The 19102-nt window shown below is 43.9% G+C and carries 17 protein-coding genes; 10 read left to right on the top strand and 7 right to left on the bottom strand.

Translation table 11 applies throughout. The annotated features are described in order from the left end of the window. Positions 1–111 precede the first annotated feature (111 nt). From ACHZC4_RS03450 to ACHZC4_RS03440, 3 genes are all read left to right on the top strand, one after another. Positions 112–1602: a leucyl aminopeptidase gene (locus tag ACHZC4_RS03450; protein ID WP_394752390.1), complete on the top strand. Its 1491-nt coding sequence runs from the start codon at positions 112–114 to the stop codon at positions 1600–1602. A 6-nt stretch (positions 1603–1608) separates the two neighbouring features. Next, complete coding sequence (locus ACHZC4_RS03445; RefSeq protein ID WP_394752389.1) at positions 1609–2049, top strand: DNA polymerase III subunit chi; 441 nt, start codon at positions 1609–1611, stop codon at positions 2047–2049. Between the two features lie 452 nt (positions 2050–2501). Beyond that, positions 2502–3377, top strand: coding sequence for a calcium-binding protein (locus tag ACHZC4_RS03440; RefSeq protein ID WP_394752388.1), 876 nt, complete (start codon positions 2502–2504; stop codon positions 3375–3377). A gap of 133 nt (positions 3378–3510) precedes the next feature. On the opposite strand, the gene mfd is transcribed toward ACHZC4_RS03440, so the two are convergent. The 7 genes from mfd to ACHZC4_RS03405 all read right to left on the bottom strand — a co-directional run bounded on the left by mfd (position 3511) and on the right by ACHZC4_RS03405 (position 12419). Continuing rightward, entirely contained in the window at positions 3511–6972 is a 3462-nt protein-coding gene (gene mfd, locus ACHZC4_RS03435) for a transcription-repair coupling factor (protein WP_394752387.1), read from the bottom strand. A gap of 80 nt (positions 6973–7052) precedes the next feature. Further along, the gene (locus ACHZC4_RS03430) at positions 7053–7979 is read right to left on the bottom strand and encodes a Nudix family hydrolase (RefSeq protein WP_394752386.1); all 927 of its coding nucleotides are present in this window, start codon (positions 7977–7979) and stop codon (positions 7053–7055) included. 6 nt (positions 7980–7985) lie between these two features. Further along, positions 7986–9218: a bifunctional glutamate N-acetyltransferase/amino-acid acetyltransferase ArgJ gene (gene argJ, locus ACHZC4_RS03425; protein WP_394752385.1), complete on the bottom strand. Its 1233-nt coding sequence runs from the start codon at positions 9216–9218 to the stop codon at positions 7986–7988. A gap of 145 nt (positions 9219–9363) precedes the next feature. Beyond that, complete coding sequence (locus tag ACHZC4_RS03420) at positions 9364–9927, bottom strand: DUF3226 domain-containing protein (RefSeq protein ID WP_394752384.1); 564 nt, start codon at positions 9925–9927, stop codon at positions 9364–9366. Further along, complete coding sequence (locus ACHZC4_RS03415) at positions 9921–10880, bottom strand: ATP/GTP-binding protein (protein ID WP_394752383.1); 960 nt, start codon at positions 10878–10880, stop codon at positions 9921–9923. Before ACHZC4_RS03415 ends, ACHZC4_RS03420 begins: the two co-directional genes overlap by 7 nt. Positions 10881–11148: 268 nt before the next feature. Beyond that, positions 11149–11379, bottom strand: coding sequence for a sulfurtransferase TusA family protein (locus ACHZC4_RS03410; RefSeq protein WP_394752382.1), 231 nt, complete (start codon positions 11377–11379; stop codon positions 11149–11151). Continuing rightward, positions 11376–12419: a tRNA (5-methylaminomethyl-2-thiouridylate)-methyltransferase gene (locus ACHZC4_RS03405; protein ID WP_394752381.1), complete on the bottom strand. Its 1044-nt coding sequence runs from the start codon at positions 12417–12419 to the stop codon at positions 11376–11378. Before ACHZC4_RS03405 ends, ACHZC4_RS03410 begins: the two co-directional genes overlap by 4 nt. Positions 12420–12746: 327 nt before the next feature. On the opposite strand from ACHZC4_RS03405, the gene ACHZC4_RS03400 reads away from it, so the two are divergent. The 7 genes from ACHZC4_RS03400 (at position 12747) to ACHZC4_RS03370 (ending at position 19028) form a co-directional block, all read left to right on the top strand. Next, complete coding sequence (locus ACHZC4_RS03400) at positions 12747–13016, top strand: hypothetical protein (RefSeq protein WP_394752380.1); 270 nt, start codon at positions 12747–12749, stop codon at positions 13014–13016. 11 nt (positions 13017–13027) lie between these two features. After that, positions 13028–13258, top strand: coding sequence for a hypothetical protein (locus tag ACHZC4_RS03395; RefSeq protein WP_394752379.1), 231 nt, complete (start codon positions 13028–13030; stop codon positions 13256–13258). A gap of 377 nt (positions 13259–13635) precedes the next feature. Beyond that, positions 13636–14691 (top strand): hypothetical protein, encoded by a 1056-nt coding sequence (locus ACHZC4_RS03390; protein WP_394752378.1) that lies wholly within the window; start codon positions 13636–13638, stop codon positions 14689–14691. A 250-nt stretch (positions 14692–14941) separates the two neighbouring features. Beyond that, positions 14942–16360, top strand: coding sequence for a hypothetical protein (locus tag ACHZC4_RS03385; RefSeq protein ID WP_394752377.1), 1419 nt, complete (start codon positions 14942–14944; stop codon positions 16358–16360). Between the two features lie 195 nt (positions 16361–16555). Then, complete coding sequence (locus tag ACHZC4_RS03380; RefSeq protein ID WP_394752376.1) at positions 16556–17719, top strand: cytochrome-c peroxidase; 1164 nt, start codon at positions 16556–16558, stop codon at positions 17717–17719. 224 nt (positions 17720–17943) lie between these two features. Continuing rightward, positions 17944–18486, top strand: coding sequence for an FMN-binding protein (locus ACHZC4_RS03375; protein WP_394752375.1), 543 nt, complete (start codon positions 17944–17946; stop codon positions 18484–18486). Then, complete coding sequence (locus tag ACHZC4_RS03370) at positions 18486–19028, top strand: hypothetical protein (protein ID WP_394752374.1); 543 nt, start codon at positions 18486–18488, stop codon at positions 19026–19028. Before ACHZC4_RS03375 ends, ACHZC4_RS03370 begins: the two co-directional genes overlap by 1 nt. Positions 19029–19102 lie beyond the last annotated feature (74 nt).

Genomic DNA, 19102 nt, shown 5'->3' with positions numbered 1-19102 from the left:
AATTTTGCTGATATTACCCAAAAACCTAGAAAACAGGCAAAGAGCTTATGCCAAGCGCCTGATTTTTCCTATCCTTAACCCAGCTATTCAGCCAGACTACACACATAAACTATGGACTATTTTATAGAAACTGCCCCCTTAGAAACACTGCAAGCTGATTGTACGATGATTGGCGTCTACCAAGACCTACAACTTTGCCTGCCTGCAAATGCGCTGGACAATAATACGCGGAATTTGATCAATAGCGTTATCAACCGTGGTGACATTAAGGGGAAACTGGGCGACAGCGTATTAATCAACGTTGTACCCAACAGCGCAATTGAACGCATTCTACTGGTCGGCTTGGGCGAAAACAAACCTTTGTCGGCTAAAAATTTCCGCAAAGCCCTGTATGCTGCGGTTAACAGTGTAAAAAAGCCACACCTTAAAGCCGTAGCCTGTAGCTTGGCAGAATGTTCAGTCAGCAATAGCGATTGGCAATGGAAAACCCGGCAAATTGTCGAAGTTTTCAGCGATGCGGTGTATCAGTTTACTGCACTCAAATCTGATAAAGAAACCGAGAGCAAGCTGGAAAAAATCATTATCAGCGCACCACAAGAGCAGATTACTTTGGCACAAGCTGGATTAGCGCAAGGCAAAGCCATTGCTGAAGGTGTCGCCTTAACCAAACATCTGTCCGACTTACCGGGCAATATCTGTACCCCGACTTTTCTGGCCGAACAAGCGATAGAGCTGGGTAAAAAATCTGACAAGCTTACGATTAACATTCTCGAAGAGTCTGATATGGAAGCCTTGGGTATGCACGTTTTTCTATCCGTATCACGCGGTAGCCGAGAACCTGCCAAATTGATTAGCTTAAATTATCAAGGCGGCGACAAAGACAGCAAGCCGATAGTTTTTGTGGGCAAAGGCTTAACCTTTGATGCCGGTGGTATTTCATTAAAACCGGGCCCTGGCATGGATGAAATGAAATACGATATGTGTGGCGGTGCCGCAGTTTTGGGCACGCTACTGGCAGCCGCTCAAATGAATTTGCCGTTAAACATTATCGGCCTGATCCCCTCATCTGAAAATCTGCCCGATGGCTACGCCAATAAACCGGGCGACATTTGGACGAGTATGTCTGGCAAAACCGTTGAAATCTTAAATACCGATGCCGAAGGCCGGTTAATACTTTGCGATACCTTAACTTACGCAGAAAGGTTTAACCCTGATGTGGTGATTGACTTGGCAACACTGACCGGAGCCTGTTTAGTCGCTTTAGGCCGTGTGCCCAGTGGCTTACTGGGTAATGATGATGCCTTATGTAACGACCTGTTGACCGCCAGCGAAACCGCTAACGACAGTCTTTGGCGCTTGCCGCTGTGGGAAGAGTATCAGGAACAATTAAAATCAAATTTTGCTGATTTGGCCAACATTGGCAGTAAAGACGGTGGCACTATTACCGCCGCTTGTTTTCTGTCGCAGTTTACCAAAAACTTTAGATGGGCACATTTGGATATTGCCGGCACGGCATGGCGCTCAGGGCCGACAAAAGGGGCAACAGGAAGGCCTGTACCGCTGTTAACTCAATATTTGATTAATCGCGCCAAAGGACTTTAAGCAGCAATGCCCGAAATCAGCTTTTACGTACTGGCAACAGAATCCACCTCAGAGCGCCATCTATTTGCCTGTAAGCTAATAGAAAAAGCCTACCGGAGCGGTTGTTTTGCCTACGTGCTAACTGATAACCTGGAACAAAGCCAGCTGATTGACGACCTGCTCTGGACTTTCAGAGCAGGTAGTTTTATTCCGCACCAAATTTTTACCGGTGAATTACCCGCTATTGAAAACACCGTATTAATAGGTGTCAGCAATCCCCCTGAACATTGGCAACACACCATCATTAATCTGTCATCGCGATGTCCCGAAAACTTTCAGCATAGCGAGCGCATTCTTGAAATACTCGACAACAGCGAAGCTACCAAAATCTGGGGTAGGCAGCGCTATCGGCAATATCAACAGGCGAGCATCGTGCCGATCACCCACAAAATGTCTCACCTGGATTGATGATAGTGTAAATATATTTTTTATCTCTACATCGCCACCCAGTAAAAACAAAATACATCCACTTAATTTATATAAAAAAATCAGGGCGAATTTACTTGATCTTCAGATTTCGCTGGTATTTTTTACATAGCCATTTACAACAAATTGCTGATATGTTGTAATCATGGCTAACGAGCGCATAATAAAATCTGCTCATCAGCACAAAAAACTTTAAAGCTTTTTATACTACTCATACATTATTCTACTAAATTAGCCGTTAATTAAATGTAAATTAAGAGCCCAAAAGCCACTCATCATAAGCACTTGTTGAGCGTATAGACATTAAGTTAAGCTCTTAATTTACATTTAAGGAAAAATAGCTCAATACACATTAAAGCAATCGCCAGTAAGAACTTAACGCAGCACAATAAAATCTTTTTACATTAATACATAAAATTATCGAGGTAATACCCATGTCTACCTACAAAGGAAACAACAGTTCAAATACAATCAAAGGCGATAATACTTTTACCAGTAATATCTTTAAGGTTAACGGGAATGGTGGCTTAAAAGATACCATCCATGGCAATGGAGGTGATGACACTCTTTATGGCTTCACCAAAAATGACACGCTTTACGGCGGCGATGGCGATGACAAACTTTATGGCGGCGATGATAATGACAAACTTTACGGTGGCTCAGGCATTGATACTTTAGAAGGGGGAACAGGCAAAAATTATTTAGCCGGTGGCGCTGGGGGGGGTAGCGGTGTTGCCGGTGCCCCGGGTGATATTTATAAATTAACCACAGGCAAAACTAATCCCGATACCATCCACACTGATAAAGGCGACAGTCCGTTTCAACTCGTTGGCGTTTTTGGCGCACTTGGCCCCAAAGCACCTACAGGTTTTGATAGAGCATTCAATTTCGATAAATACGACACGCTTGATTTGCCTTCAGCTAAAATTATGAAAGATACTGATGGTAATGGTCATGCCCATGGGAATGGTAATGGCATCATTGAGGGCAAGGGTGGGGATTTCGGCCCTTTCGACAAATATAGCGTCACTGACGGCATTATAAAATTATATGATACTTACAACAATTACGTCCCAATAGACACTGTTTCTAAAGCGGGAGATGCCTACAGATATCTTAAAGACAACTGTCTGCCCGAAAATCTGGATAGAGCAGGAGCACTTCTTGTTAATATTACCGCTAATCTCCCAGGCCAACCTGCTGGCCCACACACTGTTGTCTTTGAAGATCATACAGGACCTGCTATAACAGCTATAGATATAGTTGGTGACGTTACCGGTTTTGTAACCGATGGTCACCATTATAGTTAAGGCGTTTACAAAAACACTCTACGTCCATCTTAATCCTTATGCTGAGCCACCATATTTTCTACCGGCACATTTAGCGATAAACTCAGCATTAAGCACATGCGCCCTCATTAAGGCAAGCGGCAAAACCGTTTGCCTACGCTGTATCCTTCAAAACCAATTGCCCCAGCAACTCCCGAATAAACTCAAACTTCTGCTCAGTCGTTTCAAACGGCTTTATAAAGCGCAATTTATCCGCGCCATCAAACTTATAAACCTGTGCCTGGGTTTGTATTAAGGTAATCAATTGCTCGGCATTAATTTTCGGTTCGGCAGAAAAAATCAACCGTCCCCCCGTTGCATTCGCTTCTATTTTTTTGATGCCCATTTTTTCTGACTGCTGTTTTAAAGCAGCAATACCAAACAAAGTTTTCACCGGCTCCGGTAACAAACCAAAACGATCTATCATTTCTATTTGCAACTCGCGCAAATCGCTGTCGGTATCCGCACTGGAGATGCGCTTGTATAACACCAAACGCGCGTGAATATCAGGCAGATAATCTTCAGGAATCAATGCCGCTGTTTGCAAATCAACTTCTGGGCCTTTGTCCATTGGTGTATCCAGCTCAGGTTGCTTACCTGATCTTAACGCGCTAACGGCCCGTTCCAATAATTCCGCATACAAGGTAAAACCAATTTCCTGAATTTGACCGCTTTGATCATCACCCAGCAACTCCCCTGCCCCGCGTATTTCCATATCGTGAGACGACAGCATAAAACCTGCGCCTAAATTGCCCGATGCTTCCACTGCTTCCAGACGCTTAATAGCATCTTTGCTCAATAAAGATTTTGGCGGCACAATAAAATAAGCATAGGCGCGATGATGTGAGCGCCCGACCCGCCCACGCAATTGATGCAATTGCGCCAGGCCCAATTTATCTGCCCGGTTAATGATAATGGTATTGGCACTTGGGATATCAATACCGCTTTCGATAATGGTTGAACATAACAATAAGTTAAAGCGTTGATGATAAAAATCCAGCATGACACGCTCTAACTCGCGTTCTGGCATTTGACCATGAGCAATTTCAATACGCGCTTCTGGTACTAAGGCGGCTAAATCCCTGGCCATTTTTTCCATACTTTTAACATCATTGTGCAGAAAAAATACCTGACCGCCACGCTTAATTTCACGTAAACACGCTTCTTTAATTTGTGCATCCACCCACTGGCTAATAAAGGTTTTTATCGCATGACGATTAGGCGGCGGACTAGCAATAATAGAAATATCCCGAAGGCCTGACATGGCCATATTCAAGGTACGAGGAATAGGTGTAGCTGTTAACGTTAAAATATCCAGTTCACTGCGTAATTTTTTGAAGTGCTCTTTTTGGGTCACACCAAAGCGGTGTTCCTCATCAATAATCACCAATCCCAAAGCACGGTATTTAATGTCTTTGGACAATAGCTTGTGTGTACCAATCACAATATCCACTTTGCCTTCGGCCAAATCATCGCTGATTTCTTTTTGCTGCTTTGGAGTTACAAAGCGCGACAACACATCCACCCGCATCGGCCAATCGGCAAAGCGATCAGAAAAGTTCTGGTAATGCTGCTGCGCCAATAATGTAGTAGGCACCAATACCGCCACTTGTTTACCACTTTGCACAGCAATAAAGGCTGCCCGCATCGCCACCTCAGTTTTACCAAAGCCCACATCGCCGCAAATCACCCTGTCCATGGGTTGAGTGGTAGCCATATCATCTAATATGGCTTCGATAGCAGATTGCTGATCGGGCGTTTCTTCAAAAGGGAAAGCGTCAGCAAAGGTCTGATATTCAGCATTATCAATATTAAAGGCATGGCCTTGTTTAATGGCTCGGTTAGCGTGAATTTCCAGCAATTCCGCAGCGACATCCCGGATACGCGCAATGGCTTTTTTCTTGGCTTTACTCCATTGATCGCCGCCTAATTTATGCAACGGTGCTTCATCAGGGTTCATGCCGGTATAGCGGCCAATAACATGCAATGATGATACCGGCACGTACAGCTTATCGTTGTTAGCATATTCGAGTGCCAAAAACTCAGCGGCTATGCCGCCTGCACTCAGCGTGAATAAACCCAGATAGCGGCCTACACCATGTTCTTGATGGACAACCGGTGAACCTATCGTCAGTTCATTTAAGTTATTGACAATATTTTCCAGCTCGCGCAATCCAGACTTGCGGCGTCTTCGGCGTTGCTGGGCTTTTTCACCAGACAGCAACGTTTCGGTAATAATGGCTATGGCAGGGTTTTCCAGCCACAAACCATGATCAATAGGCGCTACCAAAATACACGGCGACACTTCGGATTTTAAAAATGCCTGCCAGCTATCGACCTGTTTAACGGTAATTTTGTACTGCCTTAATTTATCTATCAAACCTTCACGGCGGCCTGCGGACTCAGCGATAAATAAAATTTTACCGGTGTAATCGTCAACAAATTGCACCACAGCCTGTGCAGAATCGGGCACTTTGGCATCTAAGGTTAGATTAGGTAATTTGTGGCAGTTAAATTGCTCACTGTCCGTGGTCGGCTGCTGGTATTCAGTAGACAGTACATCCAGGTTAATACGCGCAAAAGCCGCCACCCATTGCTGCAATTCCTCCGCCAACAAAAACAATTCACGCGGTGCTAATAAGGGACGTTCAGTATCGTATTTTCTTTGCTCAAAACGTTCTTCGGCTTCATTATAAAAAGCGCTGGCATTGTGTTCAAAGCCATTGCTGGTAACTACTACAGCCGATTTCGGCAAGTAATCAAACAAGGTCGCTGTTTGCTCTACAAACAACGGCAAATAATACTCAATACCGCTGGGCGTAATACCTTTAGTAACATCCTGGTAGATAATATTTTTTTCAGAAGTGCTGGGAAAAGCCTTTCTGAAAGCCTGGCGAAACTGCTTAATAGAATCATCGGTAAACGGAAACTCGCGCGCCGGAAACAATTGTATCTGGTCGATTTTATCCAATGAGCGCTGGGTTTCAGGATCAAACGTGCGTATGGATTCCACGTCTTCATCAAATAACTCAATGCGATACGGCTCCTTGCTGCCCATGGGGAATAAATCGACTATCGCGCCCCTGACCGCAAATTCTGCATGTTGCTGCACTTGGCCTACACATTGGTAACCGACACTTTCCAGCTTAAGGCGGCTAAGCTCCATATTGAATTTATCACCTACTTTAATCGCAAAACTGTGTGCTAACACATGCTGGCGCGGTGCCAAACGGTGCATCAGGGTCGTTACCGAAACCACCAATGCACCGCGTTTGACTTCTGGCAATAACGCTAACGTGCGTAAACGCTCTGAAGTAATTTGCGGCAGCGGGGAAAACACATCGTAGGGCAAGGTTTCCCAATCGGGAAAATGCAAAATAGGATGCTCGCCCTGCAAAAAAAAGGTCAGCTCGTGCTCAAAGCGCAAAGCCGTTTGATTGTCGGGAGTGATAATCACAAACAAGCGTTTTTCATTTTTAATGGCAGAAGCCAAAGCCAAAGAATCACCGCAGCCGGTCAATCCTGTCCAAATAATGGTTTGAGCGTTGGTTTTAGGAACAGCAGGAGAAAGAATCATAACAATGGGAAACTCTGGAAAAGTACGCTGTGAAATAAAACCATGTGCGAGTCACTCAATTCAGTCATTTTGCAAAAAGGTTAATCCAGAAAAGCTCTAATTGCAGCAATGCCTTGCGCACCTAATTGCCGCGTATAAGGCAGATCAGACTTGGATAAACCACCCAGCGCATAAACCGGAATTGTGGCATGAGATAGCAATGCTTCGAACTCTGACCAACCTAAAGGGCTAATAGTTGCGTGGGTCTGCGTGGTTAAAACCGGTGCCAGCACCACAAAATCCACGCCTATTTTTTGCGCGTGCTGCAATTCAGCCAGATTATGGCAAGACGCACCAACCCAGGTTTGGTTAGCGGGGCGCTGCGTCATCTTCATTAAATGGGTCGAGGTCAAATGAAGGCCATCAGCGGTATAGCGACTATCCGCTATATCTGAATTGATGAGCAATCGCGCACCGTAAGCATGGCAAATGCCATAAGCTACTGCAACAAAATGCACCACTGCTTCAGCCGACAGTCGTTTTAATCTAACCTGGAATAACCGAACGCCTTGAATTAGCATTTTCTCCAAGTTGTACAACAGTGTTTCGTGATCAGCATCATCTAAAATTGCATAATAAACCGGCAACAGGATGGCCGTAACAATGGCTTTATTGGCTTCTGGAAAAGCATACTGGCTCAGGTCATCCGGCGCTACCCATTTAAAAGGCTGGTTATCACTGTGTATAACGCTACCAGAAAACTGCGTCACCACACACACATTCAGTTGCACACATCGGTCGCCATAATCGTGTTTAAGGGTAATTAAAGGCTCAACGGCAAGTGTATCTATCGCCAGCTCTTCTTTGAGTTCTCGGTGTAAGGCTTGCTCAACAGATTCACCTGCTTCCACTTTACCGCCCGGAAATTCCCATAAACCACCTTGATGCAAATCAGGGTTACGTAACGAAATTAATATCTGCCCTGCCGAATTCTTGATTACTCCGACCGCTACTTGCAACACAGTCATAGCAATCTAAGTACGGTATTCGGCATTAATACGCACGTAATCGTAGGAGAAATCACAGGTCAGCACTTCCTGGCTAGCACTGCCGCGACCCAATTTGACGGTGATAGTAATTTCCTCCCTATCCATAACAGCTTGCCCCGCTGCTTCGGTGTAATCATCGGCACGTTGGCCATTGTTGACGATACACACGTCATCCAGAAAAATCTGCACGTCTTTCAGCACCATGTTTTCTACACCGGCTCGGCCCACTGCGGCGAGTATGCGTCCCCAATTGGGATCGCTGGCGAAAAATGCCGTTTTAACCAACGGTGAATGGGCAATAGTTTTGCCTACCCGCACGGCTTCTTCATCGTGCAAGGCTTGCTCTACCTGAATGCGAATAAGTTTTGTGGCCCCTTCGCCATCCCTAACGATAGCTTCCGCCAATTGCTTGCAGACACGCATTAAAGCAGCCGAAAAAACATCCAGTGCTGCGCTGCCAGCTTTAATTTCCGGTACACGCGAACAGCCGCTGGCCATGACTACGCAGGCATCATTAGTAGAGGTATCGCCATCTACGGTAATGCGGTTAAAGGATTGTTCCACAGCCGTCGACAAACATTGCTGTAACAAGGCTTGGCTGATAGTCGCATCGGTAGCGATAAAGCCCAGCATGGTCGCCATATTGGGTTGTATCATACCTGCGCCTTTGGAGATAGCATTGATGGTGATGGCGTTGCCATCAATGCTAATCACTTCGGTAACTCCTTTAGGGAAGGTGTCTGTGGTCATAATGGCGCGCGCGGCTCTGTCCCAATTGGATAAGCGCAGATTAGCGTAAGCGGCGGGTAAAGCAGCGATAATTTTTTCGACTGGCAAGGGCTGACCGATCACACCAGTAGAGAACGGCAGCACTTGATTGGCTTGTCCCTTCACTGTTTCAGCGACACCTGCACATGAAGCCAGAGCATCGCCCATACCTTGCTTACCTGTACCCGCATTGGCGTTGCCGGAATTGATTAGCAACCAGCGTGGCTGATGGGGTAAATTAGCTTTGGCAACATGGACAGGTGCAGCACAGAAAGCATTTTGGGTAAATACCGCTGCACAACTTGAGCCTTCAGCCATTTGAATCAGCAAAATATCATCCCGGACCGTTTGCTTGATACCGGCATTGGTAGTGCCTAATGCAATGCCGGCAACGTCTGGCATTTCTGGGAAATAAAACTGACCATCTGACCCTTTTGGGTATACCGCCATAATTTAATCCTTCATATTTTTAAAATAAAATTTAAAATACTTTGTTTAAGTTTTATCAATTAATTAAGATTAGGCCGCTCTGTTTAAGCACCTAACACTGCTTCATCCCACACTAACGTTACACTTTGTGCTCCAGTGCAGATAATTAAAGTTGTTTAAAAAGATTAATTAACTTTAATTTTAGAGAATCAAAATAGCTATGCTCAAAATCATAAGGTGCATTTGGGTAGGCGATATTATAAATTTTGTTGAGAATAGCTTTGTGGTTCCCTTTAGATTTAAATTGCGAGCATTCTAAAAAATGTTCAATGCAATTTCTTTGCTCTTCAGGAATGGTAGATAAAATAAACGACTCTAAGTAGCCCACTTTAGATATTGGGTCACACATGATATAGGTTTGACTAATGTCTTCAAATGCTAATTGTTTAATAATAGCGTCCAGCGCTAACTGTGTATTATCAAACCCACCATAAGTAGCATCGTTTTGCACATTGTCGGCATCAAGGACAAATAAAACCTTATCAATTTGCCCACTAGCGACCACTAATTTTAAATCTTCATATTTTTTATTATCTGCTTTGAATAAATTGCTTTTACCATTGAAAATATAAAAACTAACCCGTCTTTCATCAAATCCAAGGTGTTTTATTAGCGTTTCAAAAAATACTTTATCATCTTTTCCTTCGCAGACAATGGCAATTTTTACCATCCCCGAACCTCACGCTCTTGTTCAATGCTGTCTAAAAGCATTTCATAATCGCGGGTTATGGCCATAATTTCCTGCTGTTTATTTTTAACTAACGTTGTATAGCTAATATCCTGATCATTCAATTTTTTAGCAACCCGTGCAAACGATTCCAGCATTTCTTTGGAATGCGTAATCGCAAACAACTGGCAATTAGTTTTTTTAGACAACGTTAAAATAAGCTCCCACAACTTATCCAATTGGCTGTAATGTATGCCATTGTCGATTTCATCAATAAACAAATAACCGTTTTCACAAGCATAAAGCGCACAGATAATAGAAATATAATGCCTTAACCCATCACCAAACTCTACTATATCGCGGTATTCACCATTAGTTTTACATTGTGGCTTTCCATCGATGACTTTAAAGTTATCAATATTATTGTCAAATTCGTGTATGAAGCTATTTAACTCATCTTCTTGGTCATGTTTCTGGATAGATTGATAAGCCCTACATACGGCTCTATTAGGCCATCCAAAATTATCGATAAAATTTATGTTGTCAATAAGCTTGTGAGTAAAAGTTAAATCTTTATTATCAATAGTAATAGGTTTTTTATTAATATTAAATTGATATTTCTTGATAGCATTTTTTTCTATAATTTCGTACGATATATTATTTATATTAGAAGAATTTTTAAATATTTTTATAGCATCTAAATAATCACGATGTTCAGAAACCGTACTATCAACTACATTAAGTATTTCTCGTCTGAATTTAATGATGATAATGGCTGTGATCATCGCATTAACAGTTGTGGCATGGACATTAATAAAACAAGCCTCCATAAACGCCGTCTTACCAATATTATTCTTCCCACCAATCAAATTAACGCGCTTAAATCCAGAAGCTTTAAAATCTGTAAAACACTTAAACTGCTCTATTTCTATGTCGGTTAAAAAGTGATCATTCATGTTATAGCTCCTTAGAATCTGTCTGAGCGTTTAGAACAACAATATCATCGAAGGGAAAATAGATTTCGTGCAGAACGCGATTTATCTCAAGGCATCAATCAAATTAATAATATCGCTACTGCATTCATCAACCCGCACAAAACTAAACGGGGCGTTCTGGAACCTGCTTTCTCGCAGCGATAATCGCTAATTCCCAAACAGGGCTTAGGATCAAGGATTACCGAGGATGATATTTTCGTGCTTTTCGTGGATAAATAATTTTTAAAACCTACCCGCCACCCACTTCCAAAATCACCGTATATTCATGGTCAGCTGACAACAGTTCCAGCACCTTATGGCCATTAATACGGCACCAGGTAGGAATATCCTGCATCACGCCAGGATCGGTGCAAACCACTTCCAGCTGATCGCCCGCTTGCATTTGCTTAACCTTATCCTGGGTTCTAATTACCGGTAACGGGCACAACAAGCGCCGTGCATTGAGCACTTCACGGGTCATACAAACCACGCTTTGGGAATATCTTGCTCAAGCATGGGTTTAACATGCAAGGAACGCTCAGCACCATCTTGATAAACCACATTAACTTCTACTTGTTCGGCATCGCGCCCCTGTCCATAACGTGCGGTGATGCTAGCCGCCAGATATAAATCTTCGGCGGCAATGGTGCCATCAATCAACACCAAAGGCCCTTGATGACTGGTGCTACTCATGCTGATATAGTCTTTTTTATAACCTTGCAAAAAACGGCCTTCGCCTTCCTCACGCGCAACAATCATCTTGTAATGCGGTTGTGGCCGGATGTGCCTGCCGACTTTTAACAGCATCACATCGTCCAGCTGGTATTCACGGCTGTCACGGGCTTTCCATAAATCCACCAATTTAGCGGAATAATATTTATCGGTCAGGAAGCAGCAGCCGCCAGCAGGCTGAGAATACTCGTCAATACCAAATTCCTTGGCCATTGCCATTTGTGGTTTGCGCGAACGGCCTGTAATATCGTGTAGCTTTTCCCTATCCACCCAACCTTCGCGCTCTGGCAAAGTCGCCGGTAAATTTTTGGCGCATAAAGGCCGTAACAGCAAATCGTCAGCGCCGGATTCTCTGGCCACAATCGGCATAGTGGCTTTGCGTTGCGACATGGGCCGTTGCCCCATCACTTCGCCAGTAATGATGAAATCGAAGTCGTTTTCAGCTATCCATTGCTTGGCTTTGTTGACCATGAAAATCTTGCAATCCAGACACGGATTCATGTGCTGGCCATAACCGTGTTTAGGATTGAGCAGCACATCTTTATATTCTTCGATGACATCAACAATATGCAGCTTGATGCCCAATTGCTCGGCTACCCACAAGGAATTATTGCGCTTAGGCTTGGCTTTGTCTTTTTCGCGTATGGCATGAGTATGGCCTTCTACGCAAAAACCGGTGAAAAAATTGATGCCTTCGACGTGTATGCCCTGCTCTTGTATGGTTCTTGCTGCCAGCATGGAATCCAGTCCACCTGAAATCAATGCTATTGCCTTTCTCTGTTTACTCATGATACCCAAACGCTGTAAAAAAGTGGCTATTATACCCGAAGACTACCTAAGAATTGGCGGCATAGCAGGCAAACTTGCTTGACATAAGAAATGAGAATCATTATCATTTGCATTAAATAGAGATTACTCAGGTTTTGTATGGAAAATAACTTGCTACATATAGCTATTTCTCCAACCGTTTTTACCGCCTTAATTCAGCGCAAATATCTTCATGTTGTGGATTTGAAGTGCCTAAATATCAGTACAAAAGAAGCAGTCTGGGCATTATTGTTATCCACGCTAAACTCAACACTAAGACAAAAAATCTAAACATCAAGGAAAAGCAGCATGACTGAAAAAGATGCGCATAAAATGTTATTAATGGCTGTTGAATATTTAAAAACTCAATATGACTTGTTGAAAACGCCTTGTATTGCTTTACAAGTTTCCAGGCACTACCGTTTGCTTGCCAATTTAACATTGTCGCCCAAAAAGCAGCGGCGTTACACAAGACGCTCAAAGTCATGGCTTGCTTACTATATAAAAAGCAAACAGCATCCTCTCAAAATGCAAAATCAACTTAATGATTTTATTCAGTTTTATGAATTCAACTTATAAAGGAAAAATCTATGAATAAAAAACCTTGTGCCCACGAATATTTAGCCACAACCGAGTTTGGACACGTTGTTATTTGCAAAGAATGTGGAAGAGTGACCGTACTCTTGCAAAATATGTCGTTGCAATTCAGCGTGGAAGCCTTCATGGGTGTTGCCAATACTTTAAATGAAGCTGCCGAAAAAATAATAACTCCAACTCAACAAAAACCCATACGCCCGTCATTAAAAATGGTTAAGCATTGAGTGGCTACAATACACTGGGCATATAGACTGCTGGCTAGGGCTTAATCGGATAACGCTGCGTAAGCTTAAATCCTTTCAGACCTAAGCTCTGGTCAGTAGTCTATATACCTGTGTCGAGTTGGCATTGAGCATGTACTTAGAAGCTGCCTGACAAAATATTAACCACACAGGTAGCTGTTGTTTTCAATAGACAAGCTGTCTCAATTTCAATATTTCAAGGGATACGTAGATTTTTTTGCCTTGACAATATAAATAAGAATCATTATCATTACTATAAGCGTTTGTTACCGAATCACTTGCTTACCCTCACCACACTTCCTTTTATCAACTGGAAGAGTGTTTTTTTGCTTTGCACCAACCTTACAGGAATACACTGAATGATTAAGAAACGTTTTTTATTAACCAGTACTTCGCTTTGTTTGGCTTTAACAGCAAGTAGCTTGTTGTATAGCTCAGCAGCATCCGCTAAAGACAGCTATGAAGTCACCACGTTAAAATCTTTATACCCTTTTATTAGCCAATGGGATCAGGCTATTGCCAAAAAAAACATCGCTAAAGCTAAAAAAGCCAGTAAAGAATATGAAGCCAAATGGCAAGGTTTAGAAGTCTATGTTAATTACAGATCCATACCACTTTATAGGGATATGGAAGTAGATACCCAGTTTGCAATAGACAAAGAGCTTGCCAAAGACAAGCCGAATTTCCCTTTGCTCCGTAAGCAAGCGGCTCACTTAAAAGAAGACTTAAACGCCGCCATCCAAATGGCAAAAGCCCCGCCTAAACTCAGCACCTTATTTGATCACCTAGTTCCGTTGCGTGGCCTAAGAAGCAAATCCCTTTATGTGGCCAGGGATGCACTTAACCCGGCCTCGTTAAATTTGACGCAAGCCAAGGCCAGCCTGACACGTTTTAAACAAGGCTTTCCGGCAGTCGCCCATTTAATAGATGCCCGCTCTACAACCGCTGGCGATGATATTGAAACCACCTTAGCGAATGCAGAGAAGGTATTTTCCAAGCCTAATGCCACTGTGGAAGACATGACCCAGGCACTCAATAAGCTCATTACTCGCTACGGCTTTGGTGTTGGTCTAGTAAACGCGGCGGCAAGAACCTCTAATTTGAAAAAACTGGCCATTACGGAAGCCGATAAGGACAATCTAACCAAGCTGAATGCTATAAGCCTCGCATTGGCAAAAAATGCGCCAGCCACATCGGCTCTCACTGTTTTACAGCCGACACTGGAAGCATTCGGAAGATACATTAATGCTATTGGCCCATTAAGAACCGCATTGGCTGAGTATGACAAGGGCAATAGCGCTGAAACCAAAAAAGCCGCATTGGAAGCCGTCGCAACAACCCAACAAGTATTGGTGGGGCAATTTTGGGGCAAGCCCGAATTGCGGGGCTTTTTAAAGAGCCTGCCTAAAAAATAGGGCTGTTAATCCAAGCTGTCGAAGCCCAAAAAACTCGGTTGCCAAACATTAGGCAACCCAGACTGGACCTATAGAATGCTGGCCAGGGCTTAAGCGGCCAACGCCCAGCAAGCTTCCAACCTCTCTAAACTTAAGCTCTGGTTAGCACTCTATGTGTCCGCACCTTATTACGATAGCTAATAAGAATCATTTGCATCTTTATAAACGTTTACCTTATAATTTACAAAAATATTAAAATACAGGCAATAACATGGATATGATGACTAAAACCTTATTACGCCGAGGCATACTCGCAAGCTGCGTGACATTCAGTTTTTCTGCGGGTGCTTTAGAAAAGCCGGCCACCGTCGAAGATATGTGGAAAATCATCCAGACACAGCAAAAACAAATCGATGAGTTACGCGCCAATAAAGCGCCACCCGATACTGCTGTCGCCACTAAACCCGCCAGCACCGATGTCAAAAACCTGGAACGCAAAACCAACGTGCTGAGCCAGGAAGTGGAAAAGCTCCGCACCAATTTGGCTATTCCGGAAGAAGCCAAATACAAAAGTGCGTATGGCTTGGGGCCTGCGGCTTCTAAAATCTATCAGGTCGGCAAAGGGCTTTCGATAGGCGGTTACGGCCAGGCCAGTTACCAAGCACGCGTTGGCGACAAAGGCGCGGACATCGACAATGCTGATCTGGAACGCATCGTACTATATGCAGGCTACAAATTCACCGACCACATCCTGTTTAACAGTGAGATTGAATTTGAACACGGCTCAACCGGCGAAGGTTCTGAGGAAAAAGGTGAAGTCTCAGTAGAATTTGCCGCACTGGATTTTTTCTTTGACCCCATGGCCAATATCCGCGCTGGTTTGGTACTGATGCCTATGGGCTTTATCAACACCATCCACGAACCGCCATTTTACTTCGGTAATAATAGACCTGAAGTGGAGCAACGCATCATCCCCAGCACCTGGCGCGAAGTAGGCTTAGGCTTGTTTGGCGAATTGCTGCCCAATTTAACCTATACTACCTACGTAACCAACGGTTTAAACGCTAAAGAATTTGGCTCTTCTGGTATTCGGGAAGGCCGGGGCAGCGGCACTGAAGCCAAAGCCGAAAATTTCGGCTACATTGCCCGATTAGACTACGCGCCACCCCAAGTACCCGGACTCTCGGTCGGCGGCTCAGCTTATGTGGGTAACTCAGGGCAAAACCAAGCGTTTGCCGGTAAAAAAGCCGATGTTTTCACCCAGCTTTACGAAGGCCATCTGCAATGGAAATACCGTGGCCTGGAATTTCGTACCTTGGGTTCTTGGGGGCATATTAACGATGCAGACCTACTCAGCCAAGCTAAAGGCGAAGTGGTTGGGTCGGAGAGCTTCGGTTGGTATGCTGAACTGGGCTATGACGTAATGCCCTTGCTGTTCGCAGACAGCAGCCAATATTTAGCACCGTTTTTCCGTTATGAAACCCTGGATACCGTGGCTCAAGCACCCGGAAGCGTAGGGGTATTAGCAGATGACCCGCACCAGGATTGGGAGATTTTTCAAGTCGGTTTGCAATACAAACCCATACCAAATGTAGTCATTAAGGCCGATTACCGTAACCGCATAGCCAAGGATGAGAATACAAATCCGTTGTCTGACGATTTTAACTTGGGGTTTGGCTTTATTTTTTAAAGCCCATAGCTTGCTGGCTGTAGTACATCATTCCAATATTTATCGACTTCTTGATCCAAAACACCAGGAAGTCAGCAAAATGTAAACACAGTCGTCTGCTCAAAAATAATAAAGCCCTTGATCGTTTTCGACCTTTGAAAAACACCTATGAGATACACACAAAACCAAATCAACTCGGCCCAGCTGAAACTTACAATGAATCGGGGTATAGGTCTGTTTTTCCTTACCATAGCTTTTGTTGCCAATGCGGGTGAATTTGTCGTATCCAAAACCAGCGCTTTAACAGCCAAAGAAAAACTGGGCCGGCAATTATTTTTTGATACCAATCTTTCTTCGCCAGCCGGCCAAGCGTGCGGCAGTTGCCATGACCCCAAAACATTTTTTATCGATCCTGATAAAAACCAGCCGACTTCTGACGGTGCATTGCCCCACCTTAAAGGCAGCCGCAATACACCCATGGCACTTTATACCGCTTTCAGCCCGCCCTTTCATTACGACAACAAAGAAGGCCTGTACATCGGCGGACAATTTCTTGATGGCCGTGCCGCAACCTTAGCAGAGCAGGCGAAAGGCCCGTTTCTTAATCCACTTGAAATGGCCAACCCTAACAAAAGCACTGTCGTCAACAAAGTGCGTAAAGCCAGCTACGCAAAACTGTTTACCCAGGTTTACGGTATCAATGCGTTCAACAACGCCAATACGGCTTATAATAAAATTGCCGATGCAATTGCCGCCTTTGAACGCACCTCAATATTCCAGCCTTTCAGTTCTAAATATGATTATTTTCTGGCCGGTAAAACCTCTTTTACCGCTCAGGAAATGCGCGGTAAAAAACTTTTTGAAGAAGATGATAAAGGTAATTGCGCAGCCTGTCACCCTAGCAGGCCATCAGAAGACGGCACACCGCCATTGTTTACTGATTTTTCTTATGATAATTTAGGTGTGCCTCCAAATCCCAATAATCCTTTTTATCAATTACCTGGCAGACTCAATCCAGAAGGCCGCAAATTTGTAGACAAAGGCTTGGGCAATTTTGTCCATGAGCCCGCCGAAAATGGCAAATTTAAAGTACCTACACTGCGTAACATTGCTAAAACCGAGCCTTATATGCATAACGGTTACTTCAAAACACTGGAGGCAGTGGTAGATTTTTACAGTCACCGTGACATAAAGCCACTTTGCAAAAAGATGTGGGTTACCGAAGCTGATGCCCTTAAACAGGCCTGCTGGCCAAAGCCAGAAATTGCCCAAAATGTAAATATTGATGAGTTGGGCGAACTCAACCTGAATGCCGAAGAGATAAAGGACATAGTCGCCTTCCTTAAAACCCTCACTGATGGGTATAAGGCCAACAAATAGCCCCCTGACATCTCCAGCAATAGCCGCTTCCTTGTCAACTGGCACAAACGCACAGTTGCAAAAAAAGCGAAAAACAACGCTGGATATCCCAAATTATCCGTTGCTAAGGTATAGTAAGCAAACTCAAGGCTACAATGGACATTTTTGAATTAATTCGATGATTCAACTGTCGCTGGGTCTTATATAATCTTCCTTACAGTCAATCCACTTAATATGGGATAACTATGCAAACCTTACGACTACTGTTTTTTTTTACGCTACTTACCGCGACCATGCCTGTGCTATCTGGAATTTTCTACAGCAAAAACGAAGCGATGGAACTGGCTTTTGGCAAAGACGCACAAGTTGAAGTACAGTCGTTATTTCCGGACGAACAGCAAACCGCGAGCATTGAACAACAGGCCAAAGTTAAATTAGGTTCCGGCATGCTGACATTTTACGTGGGTAAACAGCAAGATAAAATTTTGGGTTACGCAGCCATCGAATCCATTACGGTAAGAACCAAACCCGAAACACTGCTGATTGTGTTAACCCCAGAGGGCGAATTGCGTAATGTCACCACGTTGGCTTTTCATGAACCACCGGAATACCAACCACCCGAACGCTGGTTTGAACAACTGTACAAAAAACCTTTAGCCGACATGGAATTTAACAAAGGGATTGATGGCATTTCTGGCGCGACACTCAGCGCCCGTGCCGATTTGGACAGCGTCCGCAAAATTATGGCCATATACCAAGTCATGATAAAAAACCAGGCCACCCACTGATGCGTTATTTTGTTACTGGTGAGCAGCACCGTAAATCCCTGCTAAATGCTTTAGTGCTGATGTTTTTGGGCTATATCGCTTTATTATGGCTGAGTAATGGCTTAATGTATTTTCATCACATGGATTTAACCGCCAAATCGGTCACCGATTATTATCTGGGCTCAGAAGAGCAATTCACCCAGCCAAGAAGTTACCAAGGTATGCTGGAAGTGTCGCATTTTCATTTATTTGCTATGGGCATGTTGGTGGTTACCCTCACCCATTTGATGCTAATGACTGATTTTTCTGTGCGCTTAAAAATCTGGCTGAGCAGTTTAACTTACCTGTCCGCCATAGCTGATGAAGCAGGCGGCTGGCTGGTGCGGTTTGCCCATCCGTTATTTGCTTATTTTAAAATCGGCGCATTTTTGTTGCTGGAATTTTCTTTGGCAGCGCTATTGATTGCGGTCATAACGGCGTTGATTCGTGCTCGAAAGACCCTAGAGCCAAAACCCCACCATCCCAGAATAGCAATCCATAAAAAAATTAAACGCCACGATTAGTGCCCATGAATAACTTACCGGCCTAAAAATAATCACTGGCCGCAACAACCGAAACCTGACTATTCCACAGGTTA

It is taken from the genome of Crenothrix sp. (assembly GCF_043729335.1).
Classification (GTDB): Bacteria; Pseudomonadota; Gammaproteobacteria; order Methylococcales; family Methylomonadaceae; genus Crenothrix.
This window is presented reverse-complemented; position numbering and strand designations above follow the sequence as displayed.

Coding starts and splice junctions, on each gene's coding strand:
- ACHZC4_RS03450 (WP_394752390.1), top strand. CDS start 112: ATGGACTATTTTATAGAAACTGCCCCCTTAGAAACACTGCAAGCTGAT.
- ACHZC4_RS03445 (WP_394752389.1), top strand. CDS start 1,609: ATGCCCGAAATCAGCTTTTACGTACTGGCAACAGAATCCACCTCAGAG.
- ACHZC4_RS03440 (WP_394752388.1), top strand. CDS start 2,502: ATGTCTACCTACAAAGGAAACAACAGTTCAAATACAATCAAAGGCGAT.
- mfd (WP_394752387.1), bottom strand. CDS start 6,972: ATGATTCTTTCTCCTGCTGTTCCTAAAACCAACGCTCAAACCATTATT.
- ACHZC4_RS03430 (WP_394752386.1), bottom strand. CDS start 7,979: ATGACTGTGTTGCAAGTAGCGGTCGGAGTAATCAAGAATTCGGCAGGG.
- argJ (WP_394752385.1), bottom strand. CDS start 9,218: ATGGCGGTATACCCAAAAGGGTCAGATGGTCAGTTTTATTTCCCAGAA.
- ACHZC4_RS03420 (WP_394752384.1), bottom strand. CDS start 9,927: ATGGTAAAAATTGCCATTGTCTGCGAAGGAAAAGATGATAAAGTATTT.
- ACHZC4_RS03415 (WP_394752383.1), bottom strand. CDS start 10,880: ATGAATGATCACTTTTTAACCGACATAGAAATAGAGCAGTTTAAGTGT.
- ACHZC4_RS03410 (WP_394752382.1), bottom strand. CDS start 11,379: ATGACCCGTGAAGTGCTCAATGCACGGCGCTTGTTGTGCCCGTTACCG.
- ACHZC4_RS03405 (WP_394752381.1), bottom strand. CDS start 12,419: ATGAGTAAACAGAGAAAGGCAATAGCATTGATTTCAGGTGGACTGGAT.
- ACHZC4_RS03400 (WP_394752380.1), top strand. CDS start 12,747: ATGACTGAAAAAGATGCGCATAAAATGTTATTAATGGCTGTTGAATAT.
- ACHZC4_RS03395 (WP_394752379.1), top strand. CDS start 13,028: ATGAATAAAAAACCTTGTGCCCACGAATATTTAGCCACAACCGAGTTT.
- ACHZC4_RS03390 (WP_394752378.1), top strand. CDS start 13,636: ATGATTAAGAAACGTTTTTTATTAACCAGTACTTCGCTTTGTTTGGCT.
- ACHZC4_RS03385 (WP_394752377.1), top strand. CDS start 14,942: ATGGATATGATGACTAAAACCTTATTACGCCGAGGCATACTCGCAAGC.
- ACHZC4_RS03380 (WP_394752376.1), top strand. CDS start 16,556: ATGAATCGGGGTATAGGTCTGTTTTTCCTTACCATAGCTTTTGTTGCC.
- ACHZC4_RS03375 (WP_394752375.1), top strand. CDS start 17,944: ATGCAAACCTTACGACTACTGTTTTTTTTTACGCTACTTACCGCGACC.
- ACHZC4_RS03370 (WP_394752374.1), top strand. CDS start 18,486: ATGCGTTATTTTGTTACTGGTGAGCAGCACCGTAAATCCCTGCTAAAT.